Annotated in this window: 9 protein-coding genes; 7 read left to right on the forward strand and 2 right to left on the reverse strand. The window is 66.7% G+C overall.

Annotated features, from left to right (window positions below):
- The first annotated feature begins 12 nt into the window (after window positions 1-12).
- On the forward strand, window positions 13-1,125 hold the full coding sequence (locus tag ASF49_RS12570) for a polysaccharide biosynthesis/export family protein (protein WP_082511221.1): 1,113 nt from the start codon (window positions 13-15) through the stop codon (window positions 1,123-1,125).
- Window positions 1,126-1,298: 173 nt separating this feature from the next.
- On the opposite strand, the gene ASF49_RS12575 is transcribed toward ASF49_RS12570, so the two are convergent.
- The gene (locus ASF49_RS12575) at window positions 1,299-2,480 is read right to left on the reverse strand and encodes a hypothetical protein (protein ID WP_056473235.1); all 1,182 of its coding nucleotides are present in this window, start codon (window positions 2,478-2,480) and stop codon (window positions 1,299-1,301) included.
- Between the two features lie 209 nt (window positions 2,481-2,689).
- Here ASF49_RS12575 and ASF49_RS12580 point away from each other — a divergent pair, with 209 nt between their 5' ends.
- From ASF49_RS12580 to hpnK, 5 genes are all read left to right on the forward strand, one after another.
- On the forward strand, window positions 2,690-3,781 hold the full coding sequence (locus ASF49_RS12580; RefSeq protein WP_082511223.1) for a flippase-like domain-containing protein: 1,092 nt from the start codon (window positions 2,690-2,692) through the stop codon (window positions 3,779-3,781).
- Window positions 3,772-4,383, forward strand: a complete 612-nt coding sequence (locus tag ASF49_RS12585) for an MlaC/ttg2D family ABC transporter substrate-binding protein (RefSeq protein ID WP_056473239.1) — start codon at window positions 3,772-3,774, stop codon at window positions 4,381-4,383. Before ASF49_RS12580 ends, ASF49_RS12585 begins: the two co-directional genes overlap by 10 nt.
- 106 nt (window positions 4,384-4,489) lie before the next feature.
- Window positions 4,490-5,668 carry a bacteriohopanetetrol glucosamine biosynthesis glycosyltransferase HpnI gene (gene hpnI, locus ASF49_RS12590; protein ID WP_056474296.1) on the forward strand — a complete coding sequence of 393 codons (1,179 nt, stop codon included), beginning with the start codon at window positions 4,490-4,492 and terminating at the stop codon, window positions 5,666-5,668.
- A gap of 57 nt (window positions 5,669-5,725) precedes the next feature.
- Window positions 5,726-7,156: a hopanoid biosynthesis associated radical SAM protein HpnJ gene (hpnJ, locus tag ASF49_RS12595; RefSeq protein ID WP_056473242.1), complete on the forward strand. Its 1,431-nt coding sequence runs from the start codon at window positions 5,726-5,728 to the stop codon at window positions 7,154-7,156.
- A 114-nt stretch (window positions 7,157-7,270) separates the two neighbouring features.
- Window positions 7,271-8,107, forward strand: a complete 837-nt coding sequence (gene hpnK / locus ASF49_RS12600; RefSeq protein ID WP_056473245.1) for a hopanoid biosynthesis-associated protein HpnK — start codon at window positions 7,271-7,273, stop codon at window positions 8,105-8,107.
- A 98-nt stretch (window positions 8,108-8,205) separates the two neighbouring features.
- On the opposite strand, the gene ASF49_RS12605 is transcribed toward hpnK, so the two are convergent.
- Window positions 8,206-10,878: an MMPL family transporter gene (locus ASF49_RS12605; RefSeq protein ID WP_056473247.1), complete on the reverse strand. Its 2,673-nt coding sequence runs from the start codon at window positions 10,876-10,878 to the stop codon at window positions 8,206-8,208.
- A gap of 626 nt (window positions 10,879-11,504) precedes the next feature.
- Here ASF49_RS12605 and hpnH point away from each other — a divergent pair.
- Complete coding sequence (hpnH, locus tag ASF49_RS12610; protein WP_055951783.1) at window positions 11,505-12,668, forward strand: adenosyl-hopene transferase HpnH; 1,164 nt, start codon at window positions 11,505-11,507, stop codon at window positions 12,666-12,668.
- The last annotated feature ends 72 nt before the right edge of the window (window positions 12,669-12,740 follow it).

A 12,740-nucleotide genomic window follows, 5' to 3' on the forward strand; every position in this document is an offset into this window, starting at 1 on the left:
GGCTGCTCGTCGCTGCTTCCTGCGGCCGGCCCGACGACGGGTGCGGTTGTGGAGGGGGCCGACATCTCGACGAGCGAGGGCACGTTCGCGCGCTACGAGATCGTGGACCTGTCTTCGGCCACCATCGAGGCCCTGCGCGGGCGGGCGCTGGACAGCCTGCTGGCCTCCTTCGGCGACCGGCGCCCCTCSCTCGAGCCCGTGATCGGGGTGGGCGACTACGTGGCGATCTCGGTCTGGGAAGCCGGCTCGGGCGGCCTGTTCTCCGGGCCGCTGGTGGCCGACCGCTTCTCGGCCGGCTCCAAGTCCGCCCTCATCCCCGAGCAGGTGGTGCCCCGCGAYGGGGCCATCAGCGTGCCCTATGCCGGGCGCATCCAGGTGGCCGGACGCCGGCCCCAGGACGTGCAGGCGCTGATCGAGACCGAACTCGCCGGCAAGGCGATCCAGCCCCAGGTCCTGGTCTCGGTCACCAAGGCGGTCTCCCAGACCGTGACCGTCACGGGCGAGGCCACGGGCGGCGGGCGCGTGCCGCTCTCGGGCAAGGGCGACCGCCTGCTCGACGTGGTGGCCACCGCCGGCGGCGTGCGCGCACCGGTCAACGAGACCTTCGTGCGCCTCTCGCGCGGCCCGCAGACCGCCACGGTGCCGCTGACCACGGTGGTGTCGAACCCGGCCGAGAACATCTTCCTGCGCCCGGGCGACACCCTGACCCTGGTGCGCGATCCCCAGACCTTCCTGGCGGTGGGCGCGCTGGGCAACTCCACCGAGATCCCGTTCCAGGCCGAGGGCATCACGCTCGCCCAGGCSCTSGCCAAGGCGCGCGGCCTGTCCGACTTCCAGGCCGACCCYTCCGGCACCTTCATCTTCCGCTTCGAGCCCGCCGCGGTGGTGCGCCGCCTCAAGCCCGGCAGCCCGCTGCTGGGCACCCCCCTGGTGCCGGTGGTCTACCGCATCAACATGCGCGACCCCAACAGCCTGTTCCTGACCCAGGCCTTCCGCATGCGCAACCGCGACCTCGTCTACGTCTCCAACGCCCCCTTCACCGAGGTCCAGAAGGTCCTCTCCGTCTTCTCCACCATCACCGCACCCGTCTCCGCAGGCGCCTCCCTCTACGCAACCGCCCGCTAGACCCGCGGGCGNACCGAGGTCCAGAAGGTCCTCTCCGTCTTCTCCACCATCACCGCACCCGTCTCCGCAGGCGCCTCCCTCTACGCAACCGCCCGCTAGACCCGCGGGCGCCACGAAAAAGAGGGGCGCCGATCGCGGCGCCCCTCTTCCTTCGAACGACGGTCGAGACGGTCCTAGAAATACGACTTCAGCGTGCCCCGCCGACGGACGTCGAGGGTGGCGCAGTGGAACGAGCCGCCGAACGGACCGTAGGACAGGAACGGCGCCGGGATGGGATCGAAGCCCCAATCCTTGAGCGCCTTGATCAGGGTCGGCTGGCTCGCGTCGACGACGATCTTCTTCTCGTCGAGCGCCAGCACGTTGATCGAGGTCCAGGGCGAGCACATCGAGATCTTGCTCATGAAGCCCTCGACGGGGTCGGGACGGGGGGCGATCAACACGTCCCACTTCTTCAGCACGGCGGGAAGCCTCTCGACGTCGATGTAGTCCGGGTTCACCAGGACCTTGCCCGGGGCCAGCGGCATGAACGACGAGTCGATGTGCATCGGCTGCGGGCAGCGGCTCTCGATCTCATGGACCCGGAAGCCGGAGCCGAGATGGCGGCGCAGCCACTCGATGCCCATCAGGTTCGTCACGTTGGAGCGCGTCACGAAGATGTCGCGGCCGCACCGGACGAAGTCAGCGGCATCGAAGACCGGCTCGAACTCGTTGACGGTGAACTGCATCGGCTCGCCGGCCTTCAGGTTCGGCACCCGGTAGTCGTAGTTGTAGAGCTCGTCCGTCAGCTGCGGCCGCGGCGCCGACGTCCAGCGCGCACCGTTGCGGAAATATTCCTTGAACAGTGAGCGGTAGGCGTCGCCCTCGAAGTAGCGCGAACGCCAGCACATCGGACTCTCGATGATCTCGTCGCCGATCACCAGGTACGGATCGCGGGGGCAGGCGACGCAGAAACCGCGCGAGGACCAGCGCGGCGCCTTGTACTTGCGCGAGAAGTCGAGGGAATCGGGACGGCGGATCTTCACACCCTCGCCGGCGAGGATCGAGATGAAGTTGTCGAGCTCCTTCTGGGCGAGCTTCTTCATGAACTGCGGGTAGCGAAAACCCGAAGCGAAGCGATAGAACGGCTGCGCCGCTCGCGGAAGGTTGAAGATCACCGTCAGGTGGTGTGTCGGAATGGTCGCACCGTCGAGACTTCCGACGATGACCTCCTCCAGCGGATCCCACTCGTTCCAAGCCATGACCGGGGAGCTCGGGGCGGGATCCCGGGTCGCTCCGTAGACGCTCCCGGCATAGCGCTCCGCCTGCGCGTCATCGTGCACGACCTCGCCGGCCGTGATGTGTGATTCGCGGTCCATCTAAATCCGTTCCCCTGTCCGCCCCGACGGCTGATTCGCGGGCCTTCCGCCCTGTGCCGCTTTGGTTCTGACTGTGTCTCCGGGGTGATAGACAACGGTTCCCAAAGCTGCAACTTCCGGAGACGTTCACCGTTTCCGACGGTTTTTTCCGGTCGGAAACACGGCGGATCTAAGCTCAGACCCGCTGTGCTGTTGGCCGAAAGGGGCCCATGAAACGTCTCACGACACTGGCCCTGATCGTCGGCCTCTGCACGGTCGTCGGCCTGTTCCTGTCCTCGGGACTGGAAGACGTCGCGGCTGCCGTGGTCAGCGCCGGTTGGGGCGCCCTGATCGTGGTCGTCGCCCGCGGCTTCGCGGTGGCCTGGGCCGGCCTCGGCTGGTACGTGATCTTCCCGAAGATGGCGCGTCCGACCCTGTGGGACTGCATGACGCTGCGCTTCGTGCGGGAGGGCATCAACACGCTCCTGCCGGTCGCCCAGGTCGGCGGCGATTTCGTCGGTGCCCGCCTGCTGACCAAGCGCGGCGTCCCGGGTGGCGTCGCCGGAGCCAGCATGTTCGTCGACCTGATGACCCAGGCGGTCACCCAGTTCCTGTTCACCGTGGCGGGCGTGCTGCTCCTCGTTTGGATCGCCGGCGACGGCCCCATCGTCCGGACCGTCGCGGGCGGCCTCGCCCTGGCGGCCCCCGCCCTCGGCGCCTTCTACCTCATCCAGCGCCGCAGCGGACACAAGGTCATCCAGGCTCTCGTCAGCCGCTTCGCCGGCTCGCGCGAGTGGCGGGCGCTCGGCGCCATCGACGTGCTCTACGACAGCCTGAAGCGCCTCTACGGCCATCGCGGCCGCGTCGCCGGCGGCCTCGGCATCCATCTCGTCGGCTGGTTCATCGGCACGATCGAGGTCTACGTCGCCCTGCACTTCATGGGATACCCTGTCAGCATCGTCGAGGCGGTGGTGATCGAGAGCCTGGCCCAGGCGGTTCGCGGTGCGGCCTTCGCCGTTCCGGGCGCCCTCGGAGCCCAGGAGGGCGGGTTGATCGCGCTCTGCGCCATCTTCGGCATCCCGGCCGAGGCGGCCCTGGCTCTCTCGCTGGTCAAGCGTCTGGCCGACCTCCTCGTCGGTGTCCCCGGTCTCTTCGCGTGGCACGCCCTCGAGGGCAGCGATGCCGCGGCGCCCGCGGTGGTGCCCGAGATCCGAAGCGAGCCCGTTCTGCGCCACGACCTTCTCGTCCCGGTGCTCGCCAACGATTTCGGCGGCCGCGCCCGGGTCGAGACCGATCTGGGAGACCTCAAGAAGTGCGCCTGAATCGCGTCGTTCTCGCCGGCCTCGTCATCGGGCTGCTGCACCTGAGCCCGGCCGCTCGCGCGGCGGACGATCCGGCCGTCGATTCCGTCACGAAGGTCTACACGACCTTCGAGTCGGCCCTGAAGGAGGCTCCGAAGGATGTCGGAGCCCGCGCGGCGAGCATCGGCTCGACCCTGAGCGAGACCTTCGATTTCCCGGCCATGATCCGCCTCGCCGCCGGACCGAAGTGGAAGACCTTCACGCCCGAGCAGCAGGGCGCCCTGACGGAGGCCTTCGGCCGCTACTTCACCGCGACCTACGCCACGCGCCTCGCCCAGGCGGCCGGCGGCAAGTTCACCGTGAAGCCGCAGAGCGAGGCCCGCGGCCCCAACCGGGTCGTCCAGACGGAAGTCGCCAACAAGGATGGCGACACATCCCAGGTCGACTTCCTGGTGGGTCCCGGCAACCGCGTGCAGGACGTCTATCTGAACGGCAATGTCAGCGAGGTGGCGAGCCTGCGCGGCAGCTTCGCCGAACCGCTGAAGACCGGCGGCGCGGACGGCCTGCTGACATTCATGCGCGATCGCACCACGGGGATGCTCGCCGCCAAACCAGCGCCTTAGAGTCCGGCCAGACACCCCGGACTTTGTTCCTCTTCCGACCCGTTGCGATTCGCGCCGCTTGCTACCGCGGCACTCTCACGAGACCCGTGACCGAGCGATGCCCTTCATGGACCTGACCTGGCTCTCGCACCTCCTGCCACTGATCGCCCTGGTCGGCTGCCTCTACGGCCTGACCGCAGCCGCCCTCGCGGGCCGGTTCGCGCGGAAAGCTGAGCCGGTGCTCGGGGCCGAGGCGCCGTCGGTGACGATCCTGAAGCCGCTCTGCGGTATCGAGCCGAACCTCTACGAGAACCTCGAGACCTTCTGCCAGCAGGCCTATCCGGGTCCGGTACAGATCGTCTTCGGCGTCCAGAACGCCGCCGACCCGGCGATCGCCGTGGTCCGCCGCCTCCAGGAGGTCTATCCGGCCGCGCGGCTCGATCTCGTGATCGATGCCCGCCAGCACGGTTCGAACCGAAAGGTCTCGAATCTCATCAACATGTCGGCCCGCATCGCCCATGAGGTGATCGTACTCGCCGACAGCGACATGGTGGTGAAGCCCGACTATCTCGGGCGCGTGGTCGCCACCCTGAGGCGGCCCGGCGTCAACGGTGTCACCTGCCTCTACCACGGCGTGCCGGCGCATCGGGGCATCTGGGCCCATCTCTCGGCGCTCGCCATCGACGTCCAGTTCCTGCCGAACGTCGTGATGGGCACCTCCCTCGGCCTCGCCAATCCCTGCTTCGGCTCCACCATTGCGTTCAGCGCGACTGCCCTCGCGGCAATCGGCGGGTTCGAGACGTTCCGGGACGATCTCGCCGACGACTATGCGATCGGCGAGGCCCTGCGCGCCCAGGGCGGACTCGTGGCGATCCCGAGCTTCACGATCGGCCACACCTGCGTCGACACCGACCTGGCCAGCCTCTGGACTCACGAGCTGCGCTGGAACCGCACCATCCGCAACGTCGATCCGGCGGGCTATGCCGGGTCCTTCGTCACGCATGCCTTCCCGCTCGCCCTGATCGGCGCCCTGATTCCCGGCGCCGGCACCACGGCCCTGGCGGTGGCGGCCTTCGCGCTGGCCTGTCGCATCGTCCTGTGCGTCCGCCTGGAGCGGGCTTTCGGTCTCGCCCCGCACCCCTACTGGCTGTTGCCGATTCGCGACATCCTCTCCTTCATGAACTTCACCTGGAGCTTCGTCTCAGGTGCGGTGACATGGAAGGGCCATGATTATCGCGTGGTTGCGGACGGCACCTTGATCCCCGAGACGACGCTCGGCCGCGATGCTGGTGCATCGTCGCTCTGATCTTCGCCTCGACCCTCGTTTCACCTTTCCCTAGATCTCGCTGAGGCCTTGAACCCCATGCGCACCCTTTTCCTGCAGGCTCCCACCTTCGACGGCTTCGACGGCGGCGCCGGTTCCCGCTACCAGGCCAAGCGCGAGATCAAGTCGTTCTGGTACCCGACCTGGCTCGCGCAGCCGGCCGCGCTCGTGCCGAACTCCAAGCTCATCGACGCGCCTCCGCACAACATCAAGCTCGAAGAGATCGTCGCCCAGGCGCACGACTTCGACCTCGTCGTGCTCCACACCTCGGTGCCGTCGTTCAAGTCCGACGTGAAGACCGTCGAGGCGCTGAAGGCCGCCAATCCGAAGCTCATCGCCGGTCTGATCGGCGCGAAGGTGGCGGTGGATGCCGCCGGCTCCATGGCGCAGGCCCCCTGCATCGATTTCTGCGCCCGCAACGAGTTCGACTTCACCGTCAAGGAAGTCGCCGACGGCACGCCGATGTCCGAGATCAAGGGGCTGTCCTATCGTGATGCCAACGGCGTCGTGGTCCATAACGAGGACCGCGAGATCATGACGGACATGGACCAGCTTCCGTTCGTGACGTCGGTCTACAAGCGCGACCTCGAGATGGAGAAGTACTTCATCGGCTACCTGAAGCACCCCTACATCTCGTTCTACTCGGGCCGTGGCTGCAAGTCGCGCTGCACCTTCTGCCTCTGGCCGCAGACGGTCGGCGGTCACACCTACCGCACCCGCTCGGTCGCGCACGTGATCGAGGAGATCAAGTACTGCTTGAAGGAATTCCCGCAGACGAAGGAGTTCTTCTTCGACGACGACACCTTCACCGACAACCTGCCGCGCGCCGAGGAGATCGCCCGCGAGCTCGGTAAGCTCGGCGTGACCTGGTCGTGCAACGCCAAGGCGAACGTGCCCCGCGAGACCCTGAAGGTCCTCAAGGACAACGGCCTGCGCCTGCTCCTGGTCGGCTACGAGTCCGGCAACCAGAAGATCCTGAACAACATCAAGAAGGGCATGCGCGTCGAGGTGGCCGAGAAGTTCACCAAGGACTGCCACGAGCTCGGTATCGCCATCCATGGGACCTTCATCGTCGGCCTCCCGGGCGAGACGAAGGAGACGATCCAGGAGACGATCGCCTTCGCCAAGCGCATCAACCCGCACACGATCCAGGTCTCGCTGGCTGCGCCCTATCCCGGCACGTTCCTCTACAAGCAGGCCGTCGAGAACGGCTGGCTCGACGTCGAGAATGCCGAACTGGTGGATGAGAACGGCGTTCAGATCGCGCCGCTGCACTACCCGCACCTGTCGCACACGGAAATCTTCGCGGCCGTCGAGGAGTTCTACAAGAAGTTCTACTTCCGCGCGCCGAAGATCGCCTCGATCGTCTCCGAGATGGTCCGGTCGCCCGACATGATGAAGCGCCGCCTGCGCGAGGGCGTGGAGTTCTATCGCTTCCTCAAGGAGCGCCAGACCAGCGCCGCCGCCTGAGCGCGACGCCAAGTCCCTGTGAAGCGGCCGGGCTGGCAAGCCCGGCCGTTTCGCGTTTCGGGGGAGAATTCTCTTTCAACGGGACGGTATGCCCCCGCCAGCCGGAGCCGCGACGTGAAGCGATTGGTTGTCACGGCCGATGATTTCGGTCTGAGCCTCGAGGTCAACGAGGCGGTGGAACAGGCTCACCGCGACGGTATCCTCACCGCCGCGAGCCTGATGGTCTCGGCGCCGGCCGCCGCCGATGCGGTGGCACGAGCCAAGCGCCTGCCGTCCCTGCGAGTGGGCCTCCACCTCGTGATGGTGGAGGCTTGGCCGACCTTGCCGCCGGCCGAGTTGCCGGATCTCGTCGGGCCGGACGGCCTCATCCGCAGCGACATGGGACGCCTCGGCCTCGACCTCGCCCTGAAAGGCTCGGCGCGGCGCCAGCTCGCCGCCGAGATCGAGGCGCAGTTCCGGGCCTACGAGGCGACGGGGCTACCCCTCGACCATGTCAACGCCCACAAGCATTTCCACGTGCATCCGCTGATCGCCGGACTGGTCCTCGCCGCCGGCGGGCGGCACGGCATGCGAGCGATCCGCGTGCCCCGCGAAACCCGTGCGGTGCTGCGTGCGGCCGAACCGGGCACCCGCGCGAAGGCGGCCCTGGACACGGCGCCCTGGGCAGCTCTGCTCGCAGTGCGGGCGCGCCAGGCCGGACTCCTGATCCCCGATCGAACCCTCGGCCTCGCTTGGTCGGGCGCGATGACGCCGGCCCGGGTGGCGAGCCTTCTGGCGCATCTGCCGGACGGCATCACCGAGCTCTATACCCACCCGGCGACCGGAGGCGGTTTCCCGGGCGAGGCACCGGGCTACGCCTATGCGGCCGAGCTGGACGCGCTGCTCGCACCTGAAAGCCGTGCGGCCGTTACCGGCATTCCGCGTGGCGGCTTCTCGGATTTTCTGACCTGACCGCCTGAGCGAGCCTCGGGTCTGATCGGCCTCCCGACATGAGAACGGGCGCGGACTCGGCCCGCGCCCGTTCTCATAAATGCGCTGGGAGCGGTGGCCTACTTGGCCGGCACCGCTTCAGCGACGGGGGCCCGTGCCGTCGGCGGCAGGGCTGCATCGCCCTCGGGACGCTTCGGGTCGGGATGCTTCGGCGGCGGACCGAGGAAGGCCGGAACCACGAAGAACGCAGCCACCAGGGTGAAGAACAGCGACAGCGCGAGGAGCTTGCCCATGCTGGCGGTCCCTGGATGGCTGGAGAGCACCAGCGAGCCGAAGGCGGTGCCGGTGGTCAGCGCCGAGAAGAAGATCGCTCGGGTCAGGCTGGATGCCAGCATGTCCGTGACGCCGGCCCGCCAGGCGATGACGTAGTAGATGTGGAAGGCCACACCGACGGCCAGCATCAGCGGCATCGCGATGATGTTGGCGAAGTTCAGCGGCATCCCGACGATGTGCAGGGCCATCAGGGTCCACAGGGTCGCCAGGACCAGCGGGCCGAGGGTCATCGCCACGTCCCACGGCTTGCGCAGGGCCACGGAGAGGATGATGAAGATCAGCACCAGGGCGGTGACCGCCGCCTGCAGGAAGGCGCCGAGGATGGTGTAGCTCGACGAGGTCGTGGCCACGGGCGCACCGGTCGCGTGGGGCGCGACGCTCTGCACCTCCTTCGCGAAGTTGCGCAGGACCCGGTTGTCGTTGGCATCCCCGCTCGGATGGACCTCGATCCGCGATCGTCCATCGGCGGCGACCCACTCCGCCTTGAGCTTCGGCGGCAGGTTGTCGAGCGTGACCTTCTCGGGGTTCAGGAGCCCCGAAAGACGCGTGAGCAGCGTCTTGAGGTCGGTGGTCAAGGCGACGCTGGCGGCCTCACGGGTGGCGACCGGCGCGACCGCGAGCTTTTCGAGATCGGTGGCGAGGTCGCCGGCCGCCTTCGCGCCGGGGGCGCTGGAGCTGGAGGCAATGCCCCGCAGGGCCGTTACGGCGTCCTTGATCGCCTTGACGTTGTCGGCATCGGTCGGCGGTGGCGGCTTGCGGCCCGGGTTCAGCACCGGACCCAGGAGCTGAGCGGTCTCCGCGATGGTCGCGAGCTTCTGATCCTGATCGGGCGGCACGAAGGTGTTGATGTCAATCACCTTCGCCACCGAGTTCAGCTTCGTCAGCTTGTCGGCCAGGCCGGGCACCGCGTCGACCGACGGCGCCATCACGTCGATGATGTTCGGGCTCGTCGCCGGGTCCTTGATCAGGTCGAGATAGGTCGAGATCGACTCCACCTTCGGGCTGCGCAGGTGCATCGGGTTGGAATCGAAGGGCAGTTTGAAGAGCAGCGGGATGCCCGCCAGCGTGATCACGCCCACGCCGATCAGAATCGGCTTGCGGTTGCGGATGATCCACGGATCGACACCGGCCAGCCAAGTGGTCTCGACGGCCTCGCGCTCTCCCTTCGGCCTGAACACCGCGATGAGCGCGGGCAGCAGGGTGAGGGCGAACAGGTAGGCCACGATCATGCCGACGCCGGCAATCAGACCGAGTTCGGAAACGCCGCGGAATGCGGTCGGCAGGAACGCGAAGAATCCGGCGATCAGCGAGATGGCCGCCAGTGTCAGCGACCAGCCGACCCCACGCGCTGCCGCCCGCATGGCCGAGGGAAGATCGGGCTGCTCGAAGCGGTCGGCACGATAGCGGACCGCGAACTGGATGCCGAAATCGATACCGAGCCCGACGAAGAGCGCGGCGAACGCCACCGAGATCGGATTCAGCTCACCGACCATGAGAAGGCCGAGGCCGGCCGTGACGATCAGTCCCGCGAAGGTGGTGATCAGGACCGCACCGATCAGCGGCGCGGAGCGGAGGGCGAGCCACAGGAACAGAACGATCGCGCCGACGGTGACGCTGTAGTTCAGCAGCGCATCCTCGGAGAGGGTGGCGAACTCGTCATCGGCCACGGCCACCGGGCCAGTCAGCCGCATGCGCGGAGCGCCGGCGAATTCAGGGCCACCCAGGGTGTTGATCTTGAGATCGGAGGCGACCTTGCGCACGACCTCGGTGGCGTTCGCACCTGGCTGAAGGGCATTGTAGTCCAGCACCGGCTGGATCATGACGAACTTGCGCAGGTCGGTGCTCTGCGTCTGTCCGTCCGACAGCAGCATCTGCCAGGACATCCGCGCGGGCTCGCCTGCCAGCACCTTGCGCACGGTCGCGTCGATCTGGGTCATCGGCCGCTCGAGATCTTCGAGCTTGGCGTCGCCGCTCTTGATGCCGCGGGCTCCCAGACCGAGGACGCGCATGATGCCGCGCAGCGAGGGATCGGCCGCCAGGGGACCGAGGAGGCCCTGCTGCTGAACGAGCTTCTCGGTGGTCTTGGTCAACTCCTCCTGCGACATCAGCAGGAAGCCGTTCTTCTCGTAGAAGGCACCGCCGTCCGGGCGATAGACGGACTCGATCATGTCCTTGTGGCTGGCCAGAGCCGCGGAGAATTCGGCGGCCGCTTCCTCCGCCTCCTCGGGCGTCTTGCCGTCGATCACCGCCACGAGGGTGCCGGTGCGCTGCGGAAACGCCTTCTCGTAATTGATCTCGTCCTGGCGCCAGGGCACATCCTTGTCGATCAACCGCTCGACGTCTGTATTGATCTTGAAGAGATGAGCCGCCACACCGGCACTTGCCACGGTGACGAGTGCGACGAGAGCTATGACCAACCAGCGACGCTGGACGGAAAACGCGACGAGCCGTTCGATCACGAGTGTCCTACCTGCCTGAGCGATCCAGTTCCCGTCCGGCCGCGCGGATCATCGGCGTAGCGGACGGTGAGGGCCGCGGAACGGGAACCGATCTGTCGAGTGACGCCGGTTATCACCTGTTGGTGCAAATCCCGAATCCAATGCCCGAGCCTGGTCGCGAGGAACCTAGGCGCGAAGGGGTCGGAGATGATCGACCGAATCGCATCGCTCACACGAATTTGCTTTACCGACCCGCCCACCTAGCGGTCCGGAGGCCGTAATGCAACGCAACCGCACCCACGCAACACCGGTTCACCCGACAGTGTGATTTCGCACCGCAACGACCGAAGAATCCAGGCTTTGCTCGCTGGCGACAGACTCGACGTACAGTCAAGCTGCGGCCCTGGCATGCAGTCACCGATTAGGAATAAGCGCTCTCGGCTGAGTTATATGCCGCTGGAGCGCTCCGGCCGTTCGACGGTCTGGAGTCCTGGTCTGTGGCCGGATTGTTTCAGCGCCGGAAGAACGTGCGCGAACGGCGCCCATTCGAGGTCTTTCGGATTGGTTCCAGTCTACCTCGCTGGAATTTGGCCTTTTTTCACGCTAAGCAGCCCGATACATCGGGGCCAACAACAAGGAGCCGCGTCTTGGGCATCCCTATCCGGTACGTCGCGAAGATCGGCGGCTACATCCTGAAGCAGCACCTCACCGGTCGCAAGCGCTACCCGCTGGTGATGATGATGGAACCGCTGTTCCGCTGCAATCTGGCTTGCGCCGGTTGCGGGAAGATCGATTACCCGGACGAGATCCTGAACAAACGGCTGCCGGTCGCGGACGCGCTGGAATCGGTGCGCGAGTGCGGTGCACCCGTCGTCGTGATCGCCGGCGGCGAGCCCCTGCTGCACAAGGATCTGCCCCAGATCGTCGAAGGCATCATCGCGCAGAAGAAGTTCGCCATCGTCTGCACGAACGCGCTCCTGCTCGAGAAGAAGATCAAGGAGTACAAGCCGAGTCCGTATTTCACTTGGTCGATCCACCTGGATGGCGACAAGGAAATGCACGACCAGTCGGTGTGTCAGCGCGGCGTCTACGACAAGGCAGTGGCGGCGATCGCCAAGGCCAAGGAGATGGGCTTCCGCGTCACCATCAACTGCACCTTCTTCAACAACTCCTCCGCCGACAAGATCGCCGACTTCTTCGACAGCGTGACGAAGATGGGCATCGACGGAATCACGGTCTCGCCGGGCTACGCCTATGAGCGGGCGCCCGACCAGAAGCACTTCCTGAACCGCAAGGCGACGAAGGAGCTGTTCCGCGGTGTGTTCCGCCACGGCAAGGAGAAGGGCCGCGAAAAGTGGACCTTCCAGCAGTCGGGACTGTTCCTCGACTTCCTGGCCGGCAACCAGACCTACCATTGCACGCCCTGGGGCAATCCGACCCGGACGGTGTTCGGCTGGCAGAAGCCCTGCTACCTGCTCGGCGAGGGCTACGCGGCGACGTTCAAGGAGCTGATGGAGGAGACCGACTGGGACTCCTACGGCACCGGCAACTACGAGAAGTGCGCCGACTGCATGGTCCATTCGGGCTACGAGGCTTCCTCCGTGGTCGATTCCGTGAAGAAGCCCTGGAAGCCCCTGGTGCATGCGCTCCGCGGCATTAAGACCGAGGGCGAGATGGCTCCGGAGGTCAGCCTGGAGAACCAGCGTCCGGCCGAGTTCGTGTTCTCGCGCAACGTCGCCCAGAAGCTGTCCGAGATCAAAGCGTCTGGCGTCGACACCAAGCGCGAAGCCCGCAACCGCAGCGCCGCCTGAGTCGTCTCGGCGCAGCATCCGCAACACCAAAAACCCCGCCCTGCGCATGCAGGGCGGGGTTTTTCCTTGTCG

Origin of the sequence: Methylobacterium sp. Leaf104 (assembly GCF_001422885.1) — a bacterium.
GTDB lineage: Bacteria > Pseudomonadota > Alphaproteobacteria > Rhizobiales > Beijerinckiaceae > Methylobacterium.